The 21477-nt window shown below is 67.7% G+C and carries 18 protein-coding genes and 1 riboswitch; of the genes, 9 read left to right on the forward strand and 9 right to left on the reverse strand.

Annotation, left to right across the window (positions count from 1 at the left end):
* Window positions 1-25: 25 nt before the first annotated feature.
* A riboswitch (SAM riboswitch) is annotated at window positions 26-145 on the reverse strand.
* Between the two features lie 106 nt (window positions 146-251).
* Window positions 252-1364 carry a phytase gene (locus ACT9AS_RS12185; protein ID WP_445100421.1) on the forward strand — a complete coding sequence of 371 codons (1113 nt, stop codon included), beginning with the start codon at window positions 252-254 and terminating at the stop codon, window positions 1362-1364.
* Window positions 1352-2314: a peptidoglycan DD-metalloendopeptidase family protein gene (locus ACT9AS_RS12190; protein ID WP_445100422.1), complete on the forward strand. Its 963-nt coding sequence runs from the start codon at window positions 1352-1354 to the stop codon at window positions 2312-2314. Before ACT9AS_RS12185 ends, ACT9AS_RS12190 begins: the two co-directional genes overlap by 13 nt.
* Window positions 2315-2344: 30 nt before the next feature.
* Here the strand turns inward: ACT9AS_RS12190 and ACT9AS_RS12195 are convergent, their stop codons facing one another.
* The gene (locus tag ACT9AS_RS12195; protein ID WP_445100423.1) at window positions 2345-3460 is read right to left on the reverse strand and encodes an HDOD domain-containing protein; all 1116 of its coding nucleotides are present in this window, start codon (window positions 3458-3460) and stop codon (window positions 2345-2347) included.
* A gap of 175 nt (window positions 3461-3635) precedes the next feature.
* Here ACT9AS_RS12195 and ACT9AS_RS12200 point away from each other — a divergent pair, with 175 nt between their 5' ends.
* The 3 genes from ACT9AS_RS12200 to ACT9AS_RS12210 all read left to right on the forward strand — a co-directional run bounded on the left by ACT9AS_RS12200 (window position 3636) and on the right by ACT9AS_RS12210 (window position 7827).
* Window positions 3636-5255, forward strand: a complete 1620-nt coding sequence (locus ACT9AS_RS12200; RefSeq protein ID WP_445100424.1) for a peptide chain release factor 3 — start codon at window positions 3636-3638, stop codon at window positions 5253-5255.
* Between the two features lie 79 nt (window positions 5256-5334).
* A complete protein-coding gene (locus ACT9AS_RS12205) occupies window positions 5335-5715 on the forward strand; it encodes a hypothetical protein (RefSeq protein ID WP_445100425.1) in 381 nt (126 codons plus the stop codon).
* 105 nt (window positions 5716-5820) lie between these two features.
* Window positions 5821-7827 carry an AsmA family protein gene (locus ACT9AS_RS12210; RefSeq protein WP_445100426.1) on the forward strand — a complete coding sequence of 669 codons (2007 nt, stop codon included), beginning with the start codon at window positions 5821-5823 and terminating at the stop codon, window positions 7825-7827.
* Between the two features lie 19 nt (window positions 7828-7846).
* Here ACT9AS_RS12210 and ACT9AS_RS12215 read toward each other — a convergent pair whose 3' ends face one another.
* The 3 genes from ACT9AS_RS12215 to mtgA are packed head-to-tail and all read right to left on the reverse strand — an operon-like array spanning window position 7847 to window position 10062.
* A complete protein-coding gene (locus ACT9AS_RS12215; protein ID WP_445100427.1) occupies window positions 7847-8275 on the reverse strand; it encodes a CBS domain-containing protein in 429 nt (142 codons plus the stop codon).
* Window positions 8235-9275, reverse strand: a complete 1041-nt coding sequence (locus tag ACT9AS_RS12220; protein WP_445100428.1) for a glycosyltransferase — start codon at window positions 9273-9275, stop codon at window positions 8235-8237. The genes ACT9AS_RS12215 and ACT9AS_RS12220 overlap by 41 nt, the downstream gene beginning before the upstream one ends.
* A gap of 40 nt (window positions 9276-9315) precedes the next feature.
* Entirely contained in the window at window positions 9316-10062 is a 747-nt protein-coding gene (gene mtgA, locus ACT9AS_RS12225) for a monofunctional biosynthetic peptidoglycan transglycosylase (protein WP_445100429.1), read from the reverse strand.
* A gap of 69 nt (window positions 10063-10131) precedes the next feature.
* Here mtgA and hslO point away from each other — a divergent pair, with 69 nt between their 5' ends.
* From hslO to ACT9AS_RS12245, 4 genes are all read left to right on the forward strand, one after another.
* The gene (hslO, locus tag ACT9AS_RS12230; RefSeq protein WP_445100430.1) at window positions 10132-11091 is read left to right on the forward strand and encodes an Hsp33 family molecular chaperone HslO; all 960 of its coding nucleotides are present in this window, start codon (window positions 10132-10134) and stop codon (window positions 11089-11091) included.
* Between the two features lie 115 nt (window positions 11092-11206).
* Window positions 11207-12070: an XOO1806 family protein gene (locus ACT9AS_RS12235; protein ID WP_445100431.1), complete on the forward strand. Its 864-nt coding sequence runs from the start codon at window positions 11207-11209 to the stop codon at window positions 12068-12070.
* Between the two features lie 358 nt (window positions 12071-12428).
* Window positions 12429-15359: a TonB-dependent receptor domain-containing protein gene (locus ACT9AS_RS12240; protein ID WP_445100432.1), complete on the forward strand. Its 2931-nt coding sequence runs from the start codon at window positions 12429-12431 to the stop codon at window positions 15357-15359.
* 125 nt (window positions 15360-15484) lie between these two features.
* Window positions 15485-16798 (forward strand): aspartyl/asparaginyl beta-hydroxylase domain-containing protein, encoded by a 1314-nt coding sequence (locus ACT9AS_RS12245; protein WP_445100433.1) that lies wholly within the window; start codon window positions 15485-15487, stop codon window positions 16796-16798.
* Between the two features lie 59 nt (window positions 16799-16857).
* Here the strand turns inward: ACT9AS_RS12245 and ACT9AS_RS12250 are convergent, their stop codons facing one another.
* From ACT9AS_RS12250 to ACT9AS_RS12270, 5 genes are all read right to left on the reverse strand, one after another.
* On the reverse strand, window positions 16858-17751 hold the full coding sequence (locus ACT9AS_RS12250; RefSeq protein WP_445100434.1) for a DUF4097 family beta strand repeat-containing protein: 894 nt from the start codon (window positions 17749-17751) through the stop codon (window positions 16858-16860).
* A gap of 50 nt (window positions 17752-17801) precedes the next feature.
* Window positions 17802-18329 (reverse strand): hypothetical protein, encoded by a 528-nt coding sequence (locus ACT9AS_RS12255; RefSeq protein ID WP_445100435.1) that lies wholly within the window; start codon window positions 18327-18329, stop codon window positions 17802-17804.
* The gene (locus ACT9AS_RS12260) at window positions 18329-18925 is read right to left on the reverse strand and encodes a sigma-70 family RNA polymerase sigma factor (RefSeq protein ID WP_445100436.1); all 597 of its coding nucleotides are present in this window, start codon (window positions 18923-18925) and stop codon (window positions 18329-18331) included. Before ACT9AS_RS12260 ends, ACT9AS_RS12255 begins: the two co-directional genes overlap by 1 nt.
* Window positions 18926-19014: 89 nt before the next feature.
* Window positions 19015-20793: a phosphoenolpyruvate carboxykinase (GTP) gene (locus ACT9AS_RS12265; RefSeq protein WP_445100437.1), complete on the reverse strand. Its 1779-nt coding sequence runs from the start codon at window positions 20791-20793 to the stop codon at window positions 19015-19017.
* Window positions 20790-21413 (reverse strand): TetR family transcriptional regulator, encoded by a 624-nt coding sequence (locus ACT9AS_RS12270; RefSeq protein WP_445100438.1) that lies wholly within the window; start codon window positions 21411-21413, stop codon window positions 20790-20792. The genes ACT9AS_RS12265 and ACT9AS_RS12270 overlap by 4 nt, the downstream gene beginning before the upstream one ends.
* Window positions 21414-21477: the final 64 nt, after the last annotated feature.

Below are 21477 nucleotides of genomic sequence, written 5' to 3' on the forward strand. Positions count from 1 at the left end.
ACGCGCCGGCAAGGGGCACATGTCGCAACCATCTTTCGGATCCGATCTTCACCGGGCCGCAGGAATTGGCACCTTCGCACCGCTTGCGCAGTGTCGGGTTGCCCCGGCTTCAAAGGGCCTGTCCCTCAGCCGGTCTCGATGGATGGCCGCAGTCTGCCGCGACTGTTCCGGCGTGTCAATCGCTTTATCCGGATATAGCGATTGGTTATATCGACAGCGATCGCCCCGCGTTTGCCATTTACACTGCCGCCATGACCCTTCGCCCCCTTTACATGGCCCTGCCGGCCCTGCTCCTGGCCGCATGCGCCACTCGCCCCCCGCGCGCTGAAGCCCCTGCCACCCCGCCCGATGCGCCCGTCTTCGACACCGTCCCCGAGCGCTACGTCTCCGCCACCGACCCGGCCGACGAGCTGGATTCGCTCGCCAGTTGGACCTCGCCCACCGGCGACACCTGGTTGATCGCCAGCGCCAAGTCGACCGACCAGCTGGTGGTGTTCGATGCCGACACCGGCGAGCGCCTGCGCACGGTGGGCGGGCCGGGCGATGCTGTGGGCCGGTTCGACCGGCCCAACGGGGTGGCGGTGCACGGCGACCACCTGTTCGTGGTCGAGCGCGACAACCACCGCGTGCAGGTGTTCGCATTGCCGGGCTTCGAGCCGCTCGGCAGCTTCGGCCAGGACCGGTTGCGCGCCCCGTACGGGCTGTGGATCAACGAGACCGAACCGGGCGAGCTGGAAATCTACGTCACCGACAGCTTCATGTACGGCGAACGCTTCGACGTGGTCCCGCCGCTGGCCGAGCTGGACCAGCGCGTGCGCCGTTACCGCCTCGTGTTCGACCAGCAGGGACGGCCGCGCAGCCATTACGCCGGCTCGTTCGGCGACACCGGCGCGGAAAACGCGTTGCGCGTGGTCGAGTCGATCGCCGGCGATCCCGGTGCCGACCGCCTGCTGATCGCCGACGAGCGCATCCCGCGCGAGGACGGACGCAACGCCTCGACCCTGCGCGAGTACAGCTTCAAGGGCCGCTACACCGGCCGCAGCCTGCCGCAGGATGCGTTCGCGGCCGAGGCCGAAGGCGTCGCGCTGTGGTCGTGCAGCGCCACCGGCGGCTACTGGATCGCGGTCGACCAGTTGGCGCCGCTGACGATGTTCCACCTGTTCGAACGCGACACGCTGGCGCCGGCCGGGAGTTTCAAGGGCGCCGTCACCGCCTTCACCGACGGCGTCACGCTGCACGCGGCGAGTACCCGCGCGTTCCCCCGCGGCGCCTTGTTCGCGGTGCATGACGATGCGGCCGTGGCCGCCTTCGACCTGGCCGACATCGCGCACCGGCTCGGCCTGTCGGCGGAGTGCGGCGGCTGACCGTGGTGGTGCTGGCTCGCGGGCGGCCCTGCCTGGCATGGGGCCTGGCGTTGGCGACCGCCCTGGCCACCGCCGTTTTTCCAGCCGATGCCGGCCAGGTCTACCGCTGGACCGATGCCGACGGCATCACCCACTACGGCGACCGCCAGCCGCAGCAGCCCGGCGTCGAGGTCAGCACGGTGCCGGTGTTCGTCGAGCCCACCGCGATCGCGCGGCTGCGGATCGAACCGCATGGCGACGCCTACTACGCCTGGGCCGACAACCGCCTGGCCGGGCCGATCGAGGTGATGCTGCATTTCACCCGCAACGGCAACACCGTCGGCGATCCGGCGTTGCCGGCCCGCGCCACGGTGGCCGCGGGCGGCGAAGCGCTGGTCGCCGTGCTGCGCGCGCGCGACCCGGCCCGCGCGGTCGACTTCGAGTTGCGGATGGACAGCCTGCCCGGCAACCCGAGCGCGGCGCCGCGCGATGTCGACTACCGCCTGCCACTCGCGATCGACGGCGCGCGGATCGACCAGGGTTACGGCGGCCGTTTCAGCCACAGCGACCCGGAGAACCGCTATGCGGTCGACTTCGCCGTGCCGATCGGAACGTCGGTGCTGGCCGCGCGCGACGGGGTGGTGATGCAGGTCGAATCCGATTTCGACCGCCCCGGACTGGATCGCGACCGCTATGGCGGCCGCGCCAACTTCGTGCGGATACTGCATGACGACGGCGCGATGAGCCTGTACGCCCACCTCAAGCCGGGCGGTGTGCTGGTCCGGGTCGGGCAGCGGGTGCGCGCCGGGCAGCAGATCGGGCTGTCCGGCAATACCGGCTTCACCACCGGGCCGCACCTGCACTTCGTGGTGCAGGTCAACCGCGGCATGCGCCTGCGGTCGTTGCCGTTCCGGATGATCGGTCCGGCCGGGCCGCTGCGCATCGACGACGCGGGACAGTCGCCCCGCTAGGACGACTGCCGTTCCCGCGGTGATGCGGGGTTACGCCGCTTCCATCAATTGCTCGCCCATCGAGCGCCATTTCGGCAGTCGGTCGATCTGGCCGACCGAACGCAGGTACGCCTCGTCCACCGGCGTGCCGGCGACCAGCGCCGAGGCCACGTGCACCGCGCCGGCAACCCAGAACCCGGACATGCGCATCCGTCCCGGTTGCTGGTGGTGGGCAACGGCCTCGACGATCGGCATCGGCAGACCCCACAGGCCAAGCAGGTAGGCGCCGGCTTCGGAGAAATGCGGACCTTCGGGATTCTGCTCGGTGCCGTCGGCCAGTGCGAAGCGCACGCCCGGCAACAGCTTGCCGACCTCGGCCAGCAAGCCGGCGGTGGCCGCCAGCTCGGCACTCGGCCCGCCCAGCAGCTGCCCGGCCAGCCGCGAGGTGGCCAACGCGCGGGCCTGCATCGCCTCGCGGTCGACCCCGTCGACCTCGCCGGTGCCGCCAAACGCCTCGGTCGCCAGCACCAGCCGCTGGATGTTCTGCAGCCCCAGCCGGGTCACGGCGCTGCGGATATCGGTGACCACGCGACCGGCGGAGAAATACGCCGAGTTGCACAACCGCAGCACTTTCGCCGCCAGCACCGGGTCCTGTGAAAGCAGGGCGCTGACATCGGCGCTGTCGGTGTCGGGGTCGCGCATCAACTGGGTCAGGTCGATGTAGAGCTTGGGCGGTGGCGGCAAGGCGCCGATCCGACCGATCGCCTCGTTGAGCTCGGCGTTGTCGAGCAGCTCGCGCAGTTCGATCACGCTCTCCACCGCCTCGATCAGCTCGCCGGCATCGAGCGGCTTGCGCAAGAGCCGATGGGCCGAATCCAGTGCCTGCAGCGCATCGGCATCCTGACCGTTCTCCAGCAGCAGGATCCGCACGGCTTCCGGCCGCTCGCTGCGCAGTTGCGAAAGCAATGCGGCAGCCCGCCGGGCGCCCGCATCGAGCTCGCAGACCAGCACGTCGACCGGTGACTCTCCGGCCATGGCGGATTGCGCGTCGGCCTGGCCGACCCAGCGAACGTCCCAGTCCAGGCCGAAGTCCGCCAGCGCCTGGCCCAACTCGCGTTGCAGCCCGTCGGCGCGTCCAACTCCGTCCCCCACGATGACAATGTGCACCTTGATCCTCGTCTCACGTCGCGGATGCGCCGCCTCGAGGGCGATATCGGCCGGACGCGCGGCCGCTGAACCGCGACTTGTGTGACTGCCTCCGCAAATCCGCCAGGCACGGTGTCGCGGCCCGCTATAATCGGCGCCTTCCCACAGCCTCCAGGCGCGATCGCGCGCCGTTGCCATGCCCGATCCGGCGTCAAACCAGACCTCCATCGAAGCCCTGCGCCGCCGCACCTTCGCGATCATCTCCCACCCCGACGCCGGCAAGACCACGCTGACCGAGAAGCTGCTGCTGTTCGGCGGCGCGATCCAGATGGCCGGCTCGGTGAAGTCGCGCAAGACCAGCCGCAGCGCCACCTCCGACTGGATGGCGCTGGAGAAGGAGCGCGGCATCTCGGTCACATCTTCGGTGATGCAGTTCCCGTACGGCGACCACATCGTCAACCTGCTCGACACCCCGGGCCACGCCGACTTCGGCGAGGACACCTACCGGGTGCTGACCGCGGTCGACTCGGCGCTGATGGTGATCGACGTGGCCAAGGGCGTGGAGGAGCGCACGATCAAGCTGATGGAGGTCTGCCGGCTGCGCGACACGCCGATCATGACCTTCATCAACAAACTCGACCGCGAGGGCCGCGACCCGATCGAACTGCTCGACGAGGTCGAGAGCGTGCTCGGCATCCAGTGCGCGCCGATCACCTGGCCGATCGGCATGGGCAAGCGCCTCAAGGGCGTGGTCCACCTGGTCAGCGGCGAGGTCCACCTGTACGAGCAGGGCCGCAACTTCACCCGGCAGGACTCGACCATCTTCGCCTCGATCGACGATCCCGGGCTGGAGGAGCGGATCGGCGCGGCCACGCTGGCCGAACTGCGCGACGAGCTGGAACTGGTGCAGGGCGCCAGCCATCCGTTCGATATCGACAAGTACCTGGCCGGCGAGCAGACCCCGGTGTTCTTCGGCTCGGCGGTCAACAACTTCGGCGTGCAACTGCTGCTGGATTTCTTCGTCTGCCACGCGCCCTCGCCGCAGCCGCGCGAGACCACGACCCGCGAGGTGGCGCCGACCGAAGACAAGCTGACCGGCTTCGTGTTCAAGATCCAGGCCAACATGGATCCGCAGCACCGCGACCGGGTCGCCTTCATGCGGATCTGCTCGGGCAAGTTCAGCGCCGGCATGAAAGCCTTCCACGTGCGCAGCGGCAAGGAACTCAAGCTCGCCAACGCCTTGACCTTCATGGCCAGCGACCGCGAGATCGCCGAGAGCGCATATTCGGGCGACGTGATCGGCATCCACAACCACGGCACGATCTCGATCGGCGACACCTTCACCGAAGGCGAGAAGCTCTCGTTCACCGGCATCCCCAACTTCGCGCCGGAGCTGTTCCGCCGCGCGCGCCTGCGCGATCCGCTCAAGCTCAAGCAGTTGCAGAAGGGCCTGGCCCAGCTCAGCGAGGAAGGCGCGACCCAGTTCTTCCGGCCGCTGATGAGCAACGACCTGATCCTCGGCGCGGTCGGCGTGCTGCAGTTCGACGTGGTTGCCTACCGGCTCAAGGACGAGTATGGCGTCGATGCGATCTTCGAGCCGGTCGCGGTCGCCACCACCCGCTGGATCCGCTGCGGCAATGCGAAGAAGCTGGAGGAGTTCCGCGACAAGAACGCGATGAACCTCGCGATCGACGCCGCCGGCCAGCTGGTCTACCTCGCGCCGACCCGGGTCAACCTGCAACTGGCGCAGGAGCGCGCGCCGGATGTCGAATTCCTCGCCACCCGCGAGCACGCGCATGCGGTCGCGGTCGACTAGACACCCGCGGTCACGTTGTACTCACGCGCCGCCCCACGGCCTGGGCTAGGGTGAACCCGGCCCAATCGTCGAGGGACCCATGCGCGTTCTCACACTGCCGCTGCTGATCGCCTGTGTCGCCAGTGCGTGCACGGTGTCCACCAGTGGCAGTCCGACGGCGGCGCCCTATGCCCCGTCGACTTCATCGACGAGCAGCGCCACCGCCACGCCGGGCGCGGACGCGATCCATTACGACTGCGACGATGGCCGGGGTGTCCGGATAGGTTACGGCGACCACAACGCCATCCTGCAGATGGACGACGAGCCGGCGATCATCCTGCCCCGCGCGGAGTCCGCCTCCACCACCGGCGTCGATGTCTACGTCGGCCGGCACGTGGCGCTGCAGCGTGAAGGCGACTCGATCCAGCTCGAACTCACCGGCGCCTCGCTGCGCTGCTGGCCGACGCCGCCATCGCCGTGAGGCGAGCGCGCATCTGAATGCCGCCCAACACGTTTCACCCGGGCTTTACCGCCGCCTCCCGACTGTGGCCGCAACACCCTGACTCCAGTCCGGCCGACTCCCCCCATGGCTGCTGACCGCCCCCCGAAACCGGAAAGACATGCCGACGGTGGCAAGGCTGCGAATGGCCCCGCCGCATCGGCAGGCGGCCGCTGGTGGCAGCCGGTCGCCGACCATCCCTGGTTGAGCGCGTTGGCAGTCATCGCGATCGGCATCGTCGTGCTGGTCCTGCTATGGGACTGGAACTGGTTCAAGGGGCCTGTCGAGCGGCAGGTCGAGTCGCGCACCGGCCGCGACTTCGAGATCGGTGGCGACCTCGATGTCGACCTCGGCTGGGTTCCGACCATCCGCGCCAACGACCTCCGCTTCGGCAATGCCGACTGGTCGGAGCAGCCCACCATGGCCGAGGCGCGACAGCTCGAACTCGCCATCGCGCTGAAGCCCTTGTTCAAGGGCGAAATCCTGATCCCGACCCTGCGCCTCGCCGCGCCACGCCTGAACCTCGAAACTGGTCCGGAGGGCGGTGGCAACTGGCAGTTCGGCGACGACACAGGAGACAGCGACATCCAGTTCCGCCGCGTCTGGATCGACGACGGCAAGCTGGCCTTCCTCGACGCCGCCAACGACACCGACATCAAGGTCGACGTCGCGACCGCGGCGAATGCCGAAGGCCAGGCCGCCGCCCCGCCGATCACCGTCGAGGGCGGCGGCCGCTGGGAGGGCAACGCGTTCTCGCTGCAGGGCACCGCGGAATCACCGCTGGCGCTGCGCGACACCGACAGCCCCTACACGATCGATGCCCACGCCCAGGCCGGCGACACGAAAGCGCATGCACGCGGCACCCTGCTCGATCCGCTGCGCCTGCGCGACTTCGACCTGCAACTGCAGCTCAGCGGCGCCAACCTCGAAGACCTCTACCCGCTGATCGGCATCGCGCTTCCGCCGACCCCGCCCTACACCCTCGATGGCCACTTCACCCGCGACGGCGAAGTCTGGTTCTACAACGACTTCAACGGCACCGTCGGCGACAGCGACCTGTCCGGCGACGCCAACGTCGATGCCGGCGGCGATCGCCCCTACCTGCGTGCCGACCTGCATTCCAAGCGGCTCGATTTCGACGACCTCGCCGGCTTCGTCGGCGGCGCCCCGCAGGCGGGCGGCGACGAGACCAGCAATCCCGAACTCACCGCCCAGGCCGCGCAAGCCGATGCCAGTGCACGCGTGCTGCCCGACACCCCCTACGAGCTCGACAAGCTGCGCGCGATGGACGCCGACGTGCGCCTGAAGGCGCAGCGGATCAATGCGCCGTCACTGCCGCTGGACGACATGGATGCGCACCTGCTGCTGGAGAACGGCCTGCTCCGGCTCGACCCGCTCAACTTCGGCGTTGCCGGCGGCGACATCCGCTCGACCATCCGCATGGATGCGCGCAAGTCGCCGATCGGCACCCGCGCCGACATCACCGCGCGCAACCTCGATCTGTCGCAATTGCTGCCGAAGGTGGAACTGGCCCGGAACGCGATCGGCAAGGTCGGCGGCCACGTCCAGCTCGACGGCACCGGCAACTCGATCGCGGCGATGCTCGGCAGCAGCGACGGCGATGTCATGCTCGGGGTCGGCCACGGCAAGATCAGCAACCTGCTGATGGAAATGGCCGGCATCGATGTCGCCGAGATCATCAAGTTCAAGCTGACCGAGGACCGGCTGATCCCGATCCGCTGCGCATTTGGCGATTTCAAGGTCGACGACGGCGTGATGACGGCGCGCTCGCTGGCGTTCGACACCACCGACACGATCCTGGTCGGGAAGGGCACCATCAGCCTGAAGGACGAACGGCTCGACCTGACCATCAAGCCGCGACCGAAGGACCGCAGCCTGCTGGTGTTCCGCTCGCCGTTGCTGGTCGGCGGCACCTTCAAGCAACCGACCTTCAAGCCCGACCTCGGCCGCATCGGCCTGCGCGCGGCGATCGCCCTGACCCTGGGCAGCATCGCGCCGCCTGCTGCCTTGCTGGCGACGCTTGAACTGGGCCCGGGTGACGACGCCGGGTGCGGTGGCCAGTACGCCGAATAGCGGCCTGGGCCGCCGTGGATCAGCTGGCGATGTAGCGCTGCAACTGGTCCAGCTCGACCTGCTGGTCCTCGATCACCGCCTTGACCAGGTCGCCGATCGACACCACCCCCAGCACCTCGCCACTGGCCACCACCGGCAGGTGCCGGATCCGCTTGTTGGTGACGAGCTGCATGCAGTGGTCGGCGGTATCGTCGAGCCCGACGCTGATCACCTCGGTGGTCATGATCTCGCGCACCGGCGTGCTCGCCGACGAACGTCCCTGCAGCACGATCTTTCGCGCGTAGTCGCGCTCGGACACGATCCCGGCCAGTCGGCCGCCCTCGATCACCAGCAACGCGCCGATGTGTTTCTCGGCCATCAGCCTGATCGCTTCGATCACCGGCGCATCCGGGCCGATCGCAAAAACCTCAGGCGCTTTCGCTTCCAACAGGTGCCGAACGCTGCGCATGGCTGCCTCCCTCGACCACGTTGACCTGGCCCGAGCATACCCCCGCGTCCGGCCGCCATGTGTCAACGAGGTACAGCGGCCGCTGCTTCGACTCCTCGTACAACCGGCCCAGGTATTCGCCGATCAGCCCCAACGCGATCAGCTGGACCCCGCCGAGGAACAGGATCACCGCCATCATCGTCGGCCAGCCCTGCACCGGGTCGCCCCACAGCAGCGCCTTGCCGACCACCCACAAGCCGTAGGCGAAAGCGACCAGTGCGGTGAGCAGCCCGAGGTAGGTCGCCAGCCGCAGCGGCGCGGTCGAGAAACTGGTGATGCCTTCCAGTGCCAGGTTCCACAACCGCCAGAAATTGAACTTGCTGTCGCCGGCCATCCGCGGCTCGCGGTGGTACGGGATGGCGGTGCGGTTGAAGCCGACCCAGCCGAACAGGCCTTTCATGAACCGGTGGCGCTCGCGCAACTGCCGCAGCGCGTCCAGTGCCCGCGGCGACAGCAGCCGGAAGTCTCCGGTGTCCGCCGGGATCGGCGTCTTCGACAGTCGCCCGATGACCCGGTAGAACGCGTGCGCGGTGCCGCGCTTCAGCCAGCCTTCGCCTTCGCGTTCGAGCCGGGTACCGTGGACATCGTCGAAGCCCTGGCGCCATTGCCCGACGAACTGCGGGATCAACTCCGGCGGGTCCTGTCCGTCGGCGTCGAGGATCAGCGCCGCGCCCTGCCCGACGTGGTCCAGCCCGGCGGTCAATGCCAGTTCCTTGCCGAAATTGCGCGACAGCCTCAGCAGTGCGAGCCGCGGATCGGCGGCGGCCAGCTGTTGCATGACCTCCCAGGTGGCGTCGGTGCTGCCGTCGTCGACGTACAGCATCCGCCCGTCGATGCCGTAGCGCTCCGCGACCGCGTCCAGCGCCGCGGTGATGCGCGGCTGCAACAGCGGCAGGCTGCCGGCCTCGTTGAAGGCGGCGATGACGACGGTCAGGCGGTCCTGCGGGGCGGTGGCGCTCATGCCGGCATGGTAGCCGACCGCCTGGTTCAATCGAACACGTTCAATCCAGTTGATCCAGGTATCCCGCGCCACCGATCTGGCGCATCTGCCGCTGGATCTCGCGGGTGCGCCGTTGCACGTAGGGACCGGGGCTGGCGGCGCTGTAACGCTTCGGGCTCGGCAGCACCGCCGCCAGGCGCGCCGCCTCGGCCGTCGACAGCCGTGATGCGTCCTTTCCGAAATAGGTTCGTGCCGCGGCCTGGGCACCGTAGACGCCATCTCCGAACTCGGCGACGTTGACGTAGACCTCGATGATCCGCGACTTCGGCCACAGCGCCTCGACCAGCAGCGTGTACCAGGCCTCGACGCCTTTGCGCACCCAGCTCCGGCCACTCCACAGGAACAGGTTCTTGGCGGTCTGCTGGCTGATCGTGCTCGCCCCGCGCAACCTGCCGCCGCGCTCGTGGACGGCGCGGGCCTTCTCGATCGCCTTGAGGTCGAAGCCGTGGTGGTCGGCGAAGCGCTGGTCCTCCGAGGCGATCACCGCCACCGCGAGATGCGAGGACACCTCGTCGCGGTCACCCCAGTCATAGGCAACCCGGAAGCCCCAGTCGCGGCCGCTCCACGCCTGCAACTGGCGCGCCGCCATGAACGCGGTGAACGGCGGGTCGATGAATCGCAGCGCCACCACCTGGAGCACGCTGAACAACGCCAGCGCGAACGGCAGGAGCAGCAGCCGCCGCAACCAGCGACGACGGGAACGACGGGGCTTCGGGTTTCTGCGCGTGTCTTGCACCGGCTGTGCCATGCCCCCATCTTCGCGGCAATCACCTTCCGCAGCATTATCCGCCAAGCGCGCACCCGCGCATGAGCCACCATGACGCAGCCTGATATGAGCCACTCCGACACGCAACCCGGCACCGCGCCGTCGTCCTCCGACCGCGACCGGTTGACCCGCTTCCTCATCCATGGCGCCGGCGTGCGTGGCGTGCTCGTGCACCTGCAGGACAGCTGGCAGCAGATCCGGGAGCGTATGAGCGATGCGTCCAGCCAGGCCCCGGCCGCCATCGAACTGCTCGGCGAAGCTGCTGCGGCGACCGCACTGTTCACCGGCCACGCCAAGGTCGACGGTCGCCTGTCGATCCAGCTTCGCGGTACCGGCCCCTTGCGCACGTTGTTCACCGAATGCACCGCCGCCGGCACCCTGCGCGGCATCGTGCAACTGGACGGGACGGCCGCCGGTACCGTGTCGCGCGACCTGCGCGAACTGGGGGACGACGCGGTGCTCGCCATCACCATAGAAAACCCGGCCCACGGCACGCGCGAACCGATGCGCTACCAGGGCCTGGTGGCACTGGAGTCGGACTCGCTGTCGGGCGCGTTCGAAGACTATTTCCGGCAATCCGAACAACTGCCCACCCGATTGCTGCTGGCCACCGACGGTGACCGCGCAGCGGGCCTGATGCTGCAGAAGTTGCCCGGCGACGAAGGCGACGAAGACGGCTGGCTGCGCGCCGGTGCATTGTTCGACACGCTCGGCACCGGGGAACTGCTGCGGGAGGACGCCACCATCCTGCTGACACGACTGTTCCACGAGGACGGTGTACAGGTGGTCGGGGAGAAGCCGCTGCGGTTCGGTTGCTCGTGCTCCCGCGAGCGGGTCGAGTCCATGCTCGTTTCACTCGGTGAGGAAGAGGCTTTGGCCGCGGTGGCCGATGGCGAGGCCGACATCCGTTGCGAGTTCTGTGGGGAGCACTATCGTTTCAGTCCGGAACAGGTCACGGGGCTGCTCGCCCTCGCGACATCCGGGCTGGAGGCACCGGACCGGGTCCAATAGGGTCGGTTTCTGGGACAGTCTTCACATCCTCATGATTGTTAAAGAATCATAAGCGTCCTAGTATCGGGTCATTAGTTGGGGGAACTCCGCCGTTTGGCTCCGGTCGTATCACACGATGGACACACGCCTGCTTCGACTGCCGCTTGCCCTTCTGCTCGCCATCGGCGTGGCAGCGGGCGCGCACGCCCAGTCGCCGGCCAAGTCCACGCGCAACGACGCCACCGTGCTGCCGGTATGGAACAACACCAGCGGCAAGCTGGAAGCACTGCTGTTCCTTGAACCCACCGGTTCGGCGTCGACCGGCGCCCGCTGGCGGGTCGGCCGCACCACCCTGGATGCGGCCTTCGGCCTCGATGCCGGCGATACCCTTGGCCTGGTCTGCGACCGCAAGACCGGCCTGGCCAGCGCCATCGGCAACCTCGCCAACCACTGCATGCTCGCCGCGCTCGACCAGGATGCCCGCGACGGCAGCCGCCAGGCCAGCGTCGGCGCCAGCCTCAGCCGCGCAGGCAACAAGCTCGGGCTGGCCATCGGCAAGGGGCGCGACACGCTGCCGGCGTGGCTCAGCCCGAATGGCGGCACCAGCCAGCTCGACCAGAACACCCTGACCGTCTACGGCCAGAAAAACATCGGCCGCGAAGCCACGGTATCGATCGGCGGCACCTGGGCGCGCGCGCGCCTGATTCCCGCCGGCGACGTGCCCGCACTGGCCGATCGCTGGAGCAGCAAGAGCCTGACCGTCGGCGCAGGCATTGGCGATTTCTCCGCCAATATCGTCGGGCGCGTGGTCGACACCCCGAACGACCCGGGCCGCTGGGAAGGCCTCGGCGTCGGCCTGACCTGGCGCACGCCATGGAGCGGGCAGCTGACCGTCGGCGCCGAGAACGTCGTCACCCGCGGCAAGAACCCGTTCGCACCCAGCAACACCGACAGCGACGAAGGCACGGTGCCCTACGTGCGCTACGAACAGGACCTCTGAGTCCACAAGTCCGCGTCCGCGACCGCGGGACCCCGCCGCTGCATTGATCGACCCTCTCGCCGCATGTCGCGGCCGTCTCCGTGTGCCGCCGCACCGGATTCCGACATTGAGACGGGCCTCACAAAACAGCGTTCGCCCGATGGCCGACACCGGCAATTATGAACCTTCTGTTCATATACAAGCATCTGATTCAAAAGCGAATAAGTCCGAAATCGCAGCGGCGCAATCCGCAACCTTAACGACTATTTAATTTCTCTCGACGCATCGCTACCATCGAGCGGCCTTGCCGAACTTGGTGTCTTTCTTGACGTCAGCGGCCGGGTTCCCATGGGATTACATGACTCATTTGGAGAGAGAGATGCCCCTCAAGACCACCAAGCTCCGCGACGCGATCTCCTTCGCGCTCGTCGTGGGCGCCACCGCCGCCGGCTCCGCGTTCGCGCAGGACGCCGCCCCGGCCCAGGAAGCCACCACCCTCGACCGGATCGAAGTCACCGGTTCGCGCATCCGCCAGGTCGACGCCGAAACCTCGCAGCCGATCCTGGTGATCGACCGCGCCGACATCGAGCAGTCCGGCCGCACCTCGGTCGCCGACCTGCTGCAGAACATCGCCGTCAACGGCGCGCCGATCAACACCCAGGTCAACAATGGCGGCGACGGCTCGTCCGGCGTCGATCTGCGCAACCTCGGCTCCGCCCGCACGCTGGTGCTGGTCAACGGCCGTCGCTGGGTGACCGCGCTCGACGGCACCGTCGACCTCAACACCATCCCGTCCGCCATGATCGAGCGCATCGAAGTCCTGAAGGACGGCGCTTCCTCGATCTACGGTTCCGACGCCATCGCCGGCGTGGTCAACCTCATCACCCGCCAGAACTTCGAAGGCGCCGAAGCGCACGCCTACATCGGCCAGTTCGACCAGGGCGATGGCTTGCGCCAGTCCTATGACTTCATCCTGGGCGCCAACAGCGACCGCAGCAACATCGTGTTCGGCATCTCGCACACCCAGGAAGATGCCGTTTCCGCCGGCGACCGCAACATCTCGCGCGATCCCACGTTCGGCATGGGCCGCAGCGCGTACAGCTCCATCGACGACCACGGCCAGATCTGGCAGCCGACCATCGACGGCGTGTACACCGAAGACTTGGCGCTGTGGGGCGAGATCTCCGGTTCCGATGACCCGGCAACCTCCGCCCGCGCGGGCCTGGACCAGCTGGTCGTCAACGACGGTGCCGACGGCCGCGACCTGGCCAACTACCACGCCCTCGACAAGGCCAACGGCGACGGCTACAACTTCGCCAAGGACAACTACCTGCGTACCCCGCAGGAGCGCACCTCGCTTTACGTCCAGGGCCGTTTCGACCTGACCGACAACATCTCGTTCCGCACCGACGGCCTCTACAACGAGCGCCTGTCGTCGCAGCAGCTGGCGGGCTTCCCGATCGGTGAAGGCCCCTACATGAGCGGCGGTCAGGGCCTGTCCGGCCTGAGCTACTACAACCCGACCAAGGGCACGGCCGGCCAGCGCGAGCTGAACTACAGCCGTCGCCTGGTCGAGCAGCCGCGCGTGTACGAGCAGGACGTCAAGACCTGGCACTTCTACGGCGGCTTCGAAGGCTTCTTCGATATCGGCGACCGTGGCTTCAACTGGGACATGGGCTACGCGTTCAACCGCACCGACCAGAACGACATGCAGATGGGCGACCTCAACATGTCGGCGCTGCGTAGCGCCACGGGTCCCTCGTTCCTCGACACCGATGGCGTGGTCAAGTGCGGCGTCGATGCCGACAGCATCATCGAGGGCTGCGTCCCGTTCAATCCGTTGAGCTCGCCGGGCGACGTGCAGGGCGACGCGCTCAGCTACCTGCTGTTCAACGCCAAGGACAAGTTCCAGAACACCAGCAAGAGCTACACCGCCAACATCAGCGGCGACCTGTTCCAGATGCAGGGCGGCATGGCCGGCTTCGCGGCCGGCTTCGAGCACCGCAAGGAGTCCGGTTACGACATCCCCGACGCGTTCGTGTCCGCGGGCCTGTCGTCGGGCAACGCCCGCCAGCCGACCTCCGGCGGGTATGACCTGAACGACTTCTACGTCGAAGCGTTGCTGCCGGTCCTGGCCGATGTGCCGGGCGCGCAGCTGCTCGAGTTCAGCGTCGCCAGCCGTTATTCGGACTACAGCAACTTCGGCGAGACCCTCAACAGCAAGTTCGGGTTCAAGTGGAAGCCGATCGACTCGCTGCTGGTCCGCGGCAACTGGGCCGAGGGCTTCCGCGCCCCGACCATCAGCAACCTGTTCGGTGGCTCGGGCCAGACGTACGTGAGCTACGGCGATCCGTGCTCCTCGGACAGCCCGTACGCGGGTCGTGCCGAGGTGCGTGAGCGTTGCGCCGCGGCCGGCATCTCGCCGGGCTTCGTCCAGCGCACCAACCAGGGCTTCGGCTACGACGGCCAGACCGCCTACCCGCTGAACAACGTGTCCAACCCGGACCTGGGTCCGGAAAGCGCGACCAACAAGACCCTGGGCTTCGTCTACAGCCCGGAGTTCCTGAGCGGGTTCGACATCTCGGTCGACTGGTGGCAGATCTCCATCGAGAACGCGATCACCCGTCCGGCGCTCACCGACATGCTGAACCAGTGCTTCGTCGATGGTAACGAGGCCTTCTGTGGCTTCCTGGCCGATGGCAACCTGACCCGTGATGCGCTGGGTACCATCAACAACCTCGACCTGGGCCTGCAGAACCTGGCCCAGATCGATGTCGAGGGCTACGACATCAGCGCGCGCTACCGCACCAGCGAGACCTCCTACGGCCGGTTCGCGTTCACGTGGGACAGCTCGTACCTGAGCGACTACACCGAGCGCTCCACGCCGAGCGATGTCGACGGGACCTACCGCGTGGGCACCTACACCCAGGGCTTCCCGGTGTGGCGCTTGCGTTCGAACCTGCGTGCCGACTGGAGCATGGGTGATTTCGGCCTGGCCTGGACCACCCGTTACTTCTCCAGCCTCGAAGAAGCCTGCCCGACCTCGAGCAGCTTCAACCAGGAGCTGTGCTCGGACCCGGATCGTCGCATCGAAGCCGGCTACGCCCCGCGTAACCACCTGGGTGCCACCACGTACCACGACATCCAGGCGCGCTACAACACGCCTTGGAATGCGACGGTATCGGTCGGTGTCAACAACGTGTTCGACAAGGTGCCGCCGGTGTCCTACCAGGCGTTCGCCAACTCGTTCGACGTGCAGTACGACACCCCCGGGCAGTTCTACTACATGGAGTACCGTCAGCGCTTCTGATCGATCCTGATCAAGTGTTGAAGAGCGGCCCCGGAAACGGGGCCGCTTTTTTTTGAGGCCCGCCCGGCGTCATCGCGTGGCGCCAGTCCGTAGAATCGGAAATCCCGAAGCCCGTCCGGCCCAAGATGCCCCACTCGCCCACCGGTGATTGCGAATCCCTCCGTTCCTCCGCGCGGGACGCCGCCGAGGCGGGCCGGGCGGATGATGCGGCAATGCTCTACCGGAAGCTCCTGGGCTCCCGGCCGGATGACCTGGAAGCACTGAATTTCCTCGGCATCCACGCGATGGCCCACGGATGGTTTCCGCGTGCCAGGGAAATGCTTGAGCGCGCGCTGGTCATCGCCCCGACCGACGGGGCCACCCGCAAGAATCTCGGTATCACACTGCTGCAGTCGGGCGAACCGGAAGCCGCGCGCCGGTTACTGGCGCAGGCTGTGGAAAGTGCGCCGGACTTCTTCACCGCACGCCTGTACCTGGGATTGGCACTTGAGCGCCTCGGGCAGCCGCACGAGGCCCTGGCCGAATATTTCCGGGCCATCGCCTCCGCCCAGGCGGAAGGCTACTGGTTGAGTCCCGCCAGCACGCCGGCCGGATTGCGGCCGGTGGTCGAGCACGCTTCCCGCTTCGTCCGCGCGGGCCATCGACGGCTGCTCCACGCGGTGCTCGCGCCGTTGCATGCCCGCCATGGCCGCGCCGCCATGGCCCGGGTTGACCGGTGCCTGGACGGGTATCTCGGCGAGGTCGCATGCAAACCCGGCAACCCCGACCAGCGACCGACGTTTCTCTACTTCCCCGGCTTGCCCGAAACACCGATCCTGTCCCGCGAGCTTTTCCCGTGGTACGAGCGGATGGAAGCCAGCACCGATGCCATCCGCGAAGAGTTGCTGGCGGTACTGGCAGCGGATGCGGACTTGGAACCGTTCCTGGGCGAGCCACCGCCGGGCATGAAGTCCGACTATCTCGCCTCATCCCGCAATGGCGCCAAGGCGCAATGGGACGGGCTGTTCTTCCACCGTCACGGCCGACGCAACGAAGAGAACTGCCGCCGCTGTCCCGCGACGGCCGCTGCGCTGGAAGCGGCCCCGACCGTGCACATCCGCGACCACTCGCCGGAAGCGCTTTTCTCGGTACTGGGCGCAGGCTCCCATATCCTTCCGCACACGGGCATGACCAATACCCGCCTGGTAACCCATTTGCCGCTGCTGGTGCCCGGCGACTGCAGCCTGCGCGTGGCCGACCAGCGTCATGACTGGCAGCAGGGGCGCTGCGTCACCTTCGACGACACCTTCGAGCATGAAGCGTGGAACCACAGCAACCGGACTCGCGTGATCCTCCTGTTCGACATCTGGAATCCGCACCTGACCGGGATCGAACGGACCGCGTTGACGGAACTGGTTCCTGCCATCGCCAGCCTCACCGGCGAACAGCTTGCCGGGTAGCCTGGCGGGTCGAGGCCGGCATCCGATAAGCGGCGCGGAACGTTCTCCGCACCGGCGACTCAATCCAGCCGCAGCCTCGCATCACCCGAGAACGTCTCGATCGAGATCTCGCCATCGCCGTTGCCGTAGCGGTGACGAACGCTGGAACCCGGGCCGTGCCGCGCGTGGTCGACCTTGGCGCCCGGCAGTTCCAGGTCGCCGCTGAAGCTCTCGCCATGTACGTTGGCCGAAAGGTTGGCCGGCAGGCGCAGTTCCACGTCGCCACTGACCGTCTCCAGCGACATCTCGCCGCCGGACGCCAGTGCGGTGGCAATCGTCATGTCGCCCGATACGGACGAACCCGACAGGTTGCGGATGCTGGACTCGTGCCCGGCAATGTCGATCTGCCCCGAAACGGTCTCCACCGCGACGTCGCCGTCGAGCCGGCCGCGCAGCTCGACATCGCCGCTGACGCTTTCAACATCGACGTTGTGGCTGTTGATGGTCAGCCGCAGGTCACCGCTGACGCTGTCGATACTGGCCTCGCCGGGGGCACCGATCACGGACACGTCGCCGCTGACGCTGTCGACCGAAAGCTCGCGCGGCGCGACCCCGCGGACGTCGACGGTGGCCGAGACCGAGTCGATCTCCAGGTCGGCGCGCAACGGCACCATCAGGCGCAGGTCGGTGGGCTCGGTGTTGTCGCCGGACAGGAAGCCGAGGCCACCGCGATTGGGGTACTTGACCCGCACGCTCAGGCGTTGGCGATCGCCATGGATCTCCAGTTTTTCGGCGCCCTTGCCGAGGCTGCCCTCGATGCGGACTTCCGGCCGGTCCCAGGCCTGTACATCGATACGACCCTTGAGGTTCTCGATCTCGACCCGGCCATCGGGGTCGAGCGGCCGGTTCTCGTCGATCGGAGTGGCGGCCGTCGCCACGGCACTGGCCAGCAGCAGGCCGGCACCGAGCAGCATTCGAATCGGGGTTGGTGAAGGTCGGACGAGGCTCATGGTGGTTTCTCCGTTCAACTGAGGGCAACGCGCTGGGCGAGTGCGAGGCGATGGGAATAGGTGCGGCGAAGCTGTTCCAGCAGCAGCCGCGAATCGGGGTCGCGAGCCAATGCGTCGAGAATCAGCTGTGCGCTGCGGTCGAGCTCGTCGAAGGCCGGCTGCACCGCCAGGGCCATGGCCGCCGGCACCGTATCGACCTCGGCGAAGGCGGCCTGGTACTGGCGGGTCAGGCCACTGGCCTCCTGCTGGACCAAGCTTGGCGCGACGGGCAATGGCGCGGCCTGCCACCAGCCCGCGACCCCGAGGGCCAGCGCAAGGGTCGCGGCCAATGCGACCGGCACGCCCCAGCGCAATGCGGCCGGGCGCGACGTGGGGGTCGCCCGCGGTGCGACACGCGGCTCGGCCAGGCGCGCAGCGATGCCCGCCCATGGGTCGGTACGGGGCAACTCGTCACGACGCAACGCACGCAATTGCCAGCGCAATGCATGGGGCAGCGCGTCGTCGATGGCGTTCGGATCGTTGTCTGGGATTTCGCGCTTCATCAGTGTTCTCCAAGTCGCGCACGCAACAGGCCGCGGGCGCGATGCAACTGGGCCTTGGAACTGCCGATCGCCATGCCGAGTTCGGTGGCGATCTCCTCGTGTTTCCAGCCCTCGATGTCGTACAGCACCAGCACCGCCCGGGCGCGCGGCGGCAGGGTCGCGACGGCGCGCTCCAGGTCCAGCAACAAGGCGGTGGCATGGCCGGCCGAATCGGCACTGCCGATCGTCTCGAGGGCCTCGTCGTCGCCGTCGTCCTGCGGCCGGCTGCGGCGGCTGCGCAACTCCATCAGTGCGGTGTTGACCGCCAGCCGATGCAGCCAGGTCGAAAACGCCGCCTCGAACCGGAACGCCGGCAGCGCCTGCCACGCCCGTACGAAGGCCTCCTGGGTCAGGTCTTCGGCGCGGGCACCGTGACCGCCGACCAGCCGGACGATGACGCCATGCACGCGTCCGACATGGCGGCGATACAGCGCCTCGAACGCGGCCACCTCGCCACGGGCGGCAGCGGCGACCAAAGCGCTCTCATCGATGTCCGCGACCGGGGACGCGCCGGCCTGGCTGGTTTCGGGTGGGCGCTCGATCACGGCAGTCAGCATACCTACTGTGATGGGCCGGGAGTCCGAAAGGTTTAAACACGAAAAACCCCGGCGGCCCGGGGTTTTTCGTGGGTGCGGAACGTCGTGGCTCAGCCGGCGAGCCGGGCCGCGATCCGCTGCTGTTCGTCCTTCAGGGCCTGCGGCATGCGCGGGCCGTACCCGTCGAGGTACTCGCCGATGCTGGCGAACTCGGCCTGCCAACCCGACTTTTCGAAACCGAACAACTTGGCGCGCGCCTCATCGTCCAGCTCGATACCGTCCAGGTTGAGGTCGGCGTCGGTCGGCAGGTGGCCGATCGGGGTCTCGACCGCGTTGGCCTCGCCCTTGACGCGGCCGATCATCCACTCCAGCACGCGCAGGTTGTCGCCGAAGCCCGGCCACATAAACCTGCCGTCGTCGCTCTTGCGGAACCAGTTGACGTGGAAAATCTTCGGCAGCTTGTTGGCGCCGTTGTCGAACGACAGCCAGTGGCTGAAGTAGTCGGCGAAGTTGTAGCCGCAGAACGGCTTCATCGCCATCGGGTCGCGACGCATCACGCCGACCGCGCCGGCGGCCGCGGCGGTGGTTTCCGAGCCCATCGCGGCGCCGACCAGCACGCCGTGGGTCCAGTCGCGGGCCTCGAACACCAGCGGCACCAGCGAGGCGCGACGACCACCGAAGACGATCGCCGAGATCGGCACGCCGGCCGGGTTCTCGGTCTCGGGCGAGTAGCTCGGGCATTGCCGGGCGGACACGGTGAAGCGGGAGTTCGGATGCGCGGCCGGACGCTTGTCCGCGTCGTACGGCTCGCCGCGCCAGTCGGTGACCGGCTCGCCCTCGCCCAGGCCTTCCCACCAGGGCTGGTTGTCGGCGGTCACGCCGACGTTGGTGAAGATGGTGTTGGACTGGATCGACTCCAGCGCATTCGGATTGGATTTCTTCGAGGTGCCGGGGGCAACGCCGAAGAAGCCGGCCTCGGGGTTGATGGCGTACAGCCGGCCATCGGCCCCCGGACGCATCCAGCAGATGTCGTCGCCCACGGTGGTGATCTTCCAGCCGTCCTTGCGGTAGCCCTCCGGCGGAATCAGCATCGCCAGGTTGGTCTTGCCGCACGCCGAGGGGAACGCGGCGGCGATGTAATGGGTTTCGCCCTGCGGGTTCTCCAGGCCGAGGATCAGCATGTGCTCGGCCAGCCAGCCCTCCGACCGGGCCTGGTGGCTGGCGATGCGCAACGCGTGGCACTTCTTGCCCAGCAGCGCGTTGCCGCCGTAGCCGGAGCCGTACGACTTGATCGTCAGCTCTTCCGGGAAGTGCATGATGAAGCGGCGCTCGGGGTCGAGCTCGCCGGTCGAGTGCAGGCCCTTGACGAAGCTGCCCTCCTTCTCGATCCGCGCCAGCGCCGGTGCACCCATGCGGGTCATGATGCGCATGTTGGCGACCACGTACGGACTGTCGGTGATCTCCACGCCACAGCGCGACAGCGGCGAGCCGATCGGTCCCATGCAGTACGGAATCACGTACATCGTCCGGCCCTGCATGCAGCCTTCGAACAGCGCGTCGATCTTCGCGTGGGCCTCGGCCGGATCCATCCAGTGGTTGTTGGGACCGGCATCGTCGCGATTGGACGGGCAGACGAAGGTCAGGTGCTCGACCCGGGCGACGTCGTCGGGGTCGGAACGGTGCAACCAGCTACCCGGATGGGTCTGCTGGTTGAGCTGGACCAGGGTGCCGTCGGCCTGCATCTTCGCGGTCAGCGCGTCGAACTCGGCCTGGCTTCCGTCGCACCACTGGATCGCGTCGGGGCGGGTCAGGGCGGCGACCTCTGCGACCCAATCGTTCAGGGCCTCCAGTGAACTCGGAGACGGGGAAGGATGGGGAATCGCATTCATCGACTGCTCTCTTGCGTTGGAAGGGGTGGAATCAGCGTGTCCATCATGTGCTCCACATAGGCTTCGAACTCCTCGCGGGGCGGGCGCGAAGTCTGCAACTGGAGCTGCAACTGCAGGAAACCGACATAGGCGGCATAGGCCAGCCGGGCGCGATGCTGGGCATCGCTGCGACCCAGGCCGGCCTGGCGGAAGGACGCGGTGAGGTATTCCAGCCGGCGCTGCGACACGCGCTCCATCACCGGTTGCACCGTGGGGTGGTCCAGCGCATTGAGCAGCGCGCTGTAGATCACGTGGGACTTGGCCTCGTGCGCGACCAGCTGGAACAGGTTGCGCAAGCGCTCGCGCGGATTGGGGATGGCCTCCAGCGTGCCGAACACGGACTGCTGCTCGACACTCTCCCAACGCTCCAGCGCGGCCTGCAGCAGAGCGTCGCGCGACGGGAAGTGCCAGTAGAAACTGCCCTTGGTCACCCCGAGCCGGCGCGCCAGCGGTTCGACCGCCACCGCGGCCACGCCCTGCTCGGCGATCAGGTCGAGTGCGGCCTGCGCCCAGTCCTCGGCGCTCAGGCGTCCCTTTCGTTCCGACTTGTCCGGTGTCGGGGCCGTTATGGTCGACGTCATGGCCACAGTGTATCCATACGCCGCTGCCCGGAACAGTATCGTCGGGTAAGGGTTACGTTGCGAT

The organism is Lysobacter sp. F60174L2 (genome assembly GCF_052547135.1).